Source organism: Mesorhizobium sp., from assembly GCF_017306585.1.
GTDB lineage: Bacteria > Pseudomonadota > Alphaproteobacteria > Rhizobiales > Rhizobiaceae > Mesorhizobium.
The window spans coordinates 1-3,875 of the sequence record NZ_JAFKIC010000332.1 but is presented as its reverse complement, the minus strand read 5'-3'; the positions used below and the strand labels follow the sequence as shown (position 1 = coordinate 3,875).

Below are 3,875 nucleotides of genomic sequence, written 5' to 3'. Positions count from 1 at the left end.
GCGATCGCCTCGTCCTGCGCCAATTCCTTGATCAGCACGTCAGGCTCGGCCGCGTAGCTGCGGCCGAATATGGCGCGCGTGTTTTCCTCGATGAAGCCGATCTGGTCGCGGCCCTCATTGCCGCGTCCGAAATAGGCGCGGTCGCGGTCGTCGACCAGGGCGAAGATGCTGCGGCTGACCGAGACGCGCGGCTCGTGGCTGTGGCCGGCGGCCTTCCAGGCCTCGCGATAGGCGCGGATCTGCTCGGCCTGCTGGATGTGGAAGGGCTTGCCGGTCTCGTCGAACTTCAGCGTCGAACTCTGCAGGTTCATGCCAAGCTTGGCCGCCCATTCCGACGTGGCGTTGGTGGCCGCGCCCCACCAGATGCGCTCGCGCAGACCTTCCGAATGCGGCTCGAGCCTCAGCAGGCCGGGCGGGTTGGGGAACATCGGCCGGGGATTGGGCTGGGCGAAGCCCTCGCCGCGCAGCGTGTCGAGGAAGACCTCGGCGTGATGGCGCGCCATGTCGGCCTCTGTCTGGCCTTCCTGCGGCAGGTAGCCGAAATAGCGCCAGCCATCGATGACCTGTTCGGGCGAGCCGCGGCTGATGCCGAGCTGCAGGCGCCCGCCGGCGATGATGTCGGCGGCGCCGGCATCCTCGGCCATGTAGAGCGGGTTCTCGTAGCGCATGTCGATCACCGCCGTGCCGATCTCGATGCGGTTGGTCTTCGCGCCCACCGCCGCCAGCAGCGGGAATGGCGAGGCAAGCTGGCGCGCGAAGTGATGCACGCGGAAATAGGCGCCGTCCGCGCCGAGCTGCTCGGCGGCGACGGCAAGGTCGATGGATTGCAGCAGCGCGTCCGAAGCCGAGCGCACCTGCGATTGCGACGAGGGCGTCCAGTGCCCGAACGAGAGGAAGCCGATTTTTTTCATGGCCATGAGGTATATGCGCGCGGCGCGTGCTTCAATGCCAAAAGAACGGGGTTACACACCGTCGCCCAACGCAATACCAAAGGTGCGCATAACGCCATGGAGGGTGGAATGCTGCAGGGCATCCGCATCGTCGAGATCGAAGGGCTGGGCCCTGCCCCTTTCGCCGGCATGCTGCTTGCCGATCTCGGCGCCGATGTCATCGTCGTCCACCGCCGCGAGCCGCCCATGCCCGGCATGCCCGAGCGCTCGCTCCTCGACCGTGGCAAGCGCTCCATCGCCCTCGACCTGAAGGACAAGGATGACGTCGCCCTGCTGATGCGCCTGATCGCCAGCGCCGACGGCCTGATCGAGGGATTCCGGCCTGGCGTCATGGAGCGCCTCGGGCTCGGCCCCGATGCCTGCCGCGCGGTCAACGCACGGCTGGTCTACGGGCGCATGACGGGCTGGGGACAGGACGGACCGCTCGCCCACGCCGCCGGCCACGACATGAACTATATCGGCGTCTCCGGCGCGCTCTGGTACGCCTCCTTGCCGGGCGAACCGCCCATGGCGCCGCCGACGCTCACCGGCGACATAGGCGGCGGCGCGCTCTACCTAGTGATCGGCATGCTCGCCGGCATCGTCAATGCGCGCGCCAGCGGCGAAGGCACGGTCGTCGACGCCGCGGTCGTCGACGGCTCGGCCCATATGATGAACCTGTTGATGTCGCTCGGCCAGATGGGCGCGCTTGCCGCCGGGCGCGGCCAAAGCCTGCTCGACGGGCCGCACTGGTGCCGCGTCTACAAAACATCCGATAGCGGTTTCATCAGCGTCCAGTGCCTGGAGCCGAAATTCTACGCGCTCTTCCTCGACAGGCTGGGGCTGGCGGGCGATCCGCACTTCGCCAGCCAGTTCGACCGCGCCCTGTGGCCGGGCCTCGGCGACAGGCTGGCGGCGATCTTCGCCGCGAAATCCCGCGACGAATGGGTAGCGCTGTTCGAGGGCTCGGATGCCTGCGTGGGACCTGTCCTGAGCCCTGAGGAAGCGGCGCTGCATCCGCATATGGCGGCGCGCGGGTCCTGGCCGACCGTGGACGGCGCGTTGCAGGCAGCGGCCGCACCGCGTTTTTCCGGATGGACGCGGCGCGTCCCTGCGGGAAGCCCCGCACGCGGCGAACACGACGCCGAAATCAGGGCTGAACTGGCGAAAGCCGGGACAACACCCTGACCCGGCCGGCCTGCGCCGTCCTGCCGCATCAAATAATGCTGATGCACGCTTCACGTTATGGTGCGCTTCAGGCGAAACCGGCTAGAAGTGGTAGCTACCATTGCGTATAATTAAATCAACTTGATTTGTTTTCTGCAGCGAACTTCGTTGGTAACGTTCCCATGCCCCCCAGGAAAGCCATCTCCGGCACCAATCTCGAACAGGCCAAGTCGCACAACCGCCGCGTCGTGATCGAGGCGATCCGCACCAATGGTTCCCTGTCGCGGGCGGCGATCGCGCGCCTGACCGCGCTCAGCACGCAGACCATTTCCAACATCGTCGAGGAACTCGAAGCGGCCGGGCTGCTGCGGGCGGAAGCGACGCTCAAGGGCGCGCGCGGCCAGCCTGCGGTGCCCTATTCGATCGATCCCGACGGCGGCTATTCGATCGGCCTGCAGCTCGACCACCAGCTGGCGGTCGGCGTCATCACCGACCTGTCGGGCACCGTGCGCGCCCGCATCGAGCGCCCTGTTGACCGGCCGACGCCGGCGCAGGCCATGCCCTTGCTTGCCGAGATTTGCGACGGGCTCATGCGCGGGTTCCGCTTCGACCGCACGCGCCTGCTCGGCATCGGCGTGGCGATGCCGGGGCCGTTCGACGTCGAGGGCATGACCTCGGTCGGCCCGACCGCCTTGCCCGGCTGGCAGGATTTCCCTGTCGCCGAGGAGCTCCAGCGGCTGACCGGCATCGCGGTGACGGTCGAGAACGACGCCACCGCCGCCGCCATCGGCGAACGGCTCTACGGCGTTGCCCGCAGCCTCGGCAGCTTCGTCTATCTCTTCATCGGCACCGGTCTGGGCGCCGGCCTGTTCCTCGATGGTCATCTCTACAAGGGCAGCCGCCACAATGCCGGCGAGATCGGCCACATGATCGTCAGGCCGGGCGGCCTGGCCTGCGGCTGCGGCAAGCGCGGCTGCCTGGAACGCTATGTGTCGCTGCGGGCCGCCTATGACCGGATCGGCCTTCCCGACCCGGATCACGCCTCGCCCGACGTGCTCGAGGAATTGCTGGCGCAGGGCGACAGCCGCCTCGATGCCTGGATCGCCGATGCTGTCGATCCGCTGCGCCAGGCGATCGACGTGCTGGAACTGGCGCTCGATCCCGAAACAGTGGTGCTGGGCGGCTTCATGCCGCTGCCGGTTATCGAGGCGCTCGTCGCCCGGCTCGAACCGCTCAATCTTTCGGTCTCCTCGACCAGCGCGCGGGTGACGCCGCGCGTGCTGATCGGCGCCGCCGGCAAGGACACCTCCGTGCTCGGAGCCGCCGCGCTGCCGATCTTTTCGGAGACCAATCCTCAGTTCGAAGTGCTGCAGAAGCCGTTGGGGTGAGAGATGGCGGTGCGCCCGATCATCCGGTTTCCCAATCCGCTGCTGCGCGCCGTCGCCGATCCCGTTCAGCTGTTCGACAGCGGCCTGTCCAGCCTAGCTGGCGACCTCATCGACACCATGCATGCCGCGCCCGGCATCGGCATCACCGGCCCGCATATCGGCGTTCTCAAGCGCCTGGTCGTGATCCAGGTTCCTCCTGCGGCGAAACCGGGCATCTATGTGAACCCGGCGATCATCGAGGCATCGCCGGACATGATCCGCCATGCCGAGGGCAGCGTGTCGATGCCCGGCGTCACCGAGGACATAGAGCGGCACGCCCGCGTCCGCGTCCGCTATCAGGACCTGGACGGCAACGAACGCTTCGAGGACGCCGACGGCCTGCTGGCGGTGT

4 protein-coding genes are annotated in these 3,875 nt (G+C 67.7%); 3 read left to right on the top strand and 1 reads right to left on the bottom strand.

The annotated features are described in order from the left end of the window. Positions 1-911 (bottom strand): LLM class flavin-dependent oxidoreductase (locus J0I79_RS34235; RefSeq protein WP_292870359.1); only part of this gene is annotated, 911 nt, incomplete at its 3' end. A gap of 108 nt (positions 912-1,019) precedes the next feature. On the opposite strand from J0I79_RS34235, the gene J0I79_RS34230 reads away from it, so the two are divergent. From J0I79_RS34230 to J0I79_RS34220, 3 genes are all read left to right on the top strand, one after another. Then, the gene (locus J0I79_RS34230) at positions 1,020-2,117 is read left to right on the top strand and encodes a CaiB/BaiF CoA-transferase family protein (protein ID WP_292870356.1); all 1,098 of its coding nucleotides are present in this window, start codon (positions 1,020-1,022) and stop codon (positions 2,115-2,117) included. Between the two features lie 161 nt (positions 2,118-2,278). Next, positions 2,279-3,484: an ROK family transcriptional regulator gene (locus tag J0I79_RS34225; protein WP_292870353.1), complete on the top strand. Its 1,206-nt coding sequence runs from the start codon at positions 2,279-2,281 to the stop codon at positions 3,482-3,484. Positions 3,485-3,487: 3 nt separating this feature from the next. Beyond that, positions 3,488-3,875, top strand: a 388-nt coding sequence (locus tag J0I79_RS34220; protein WP_292870350.1) for a peptide deformylase, incomplete at its 3' end; no start/stop codon positions are given.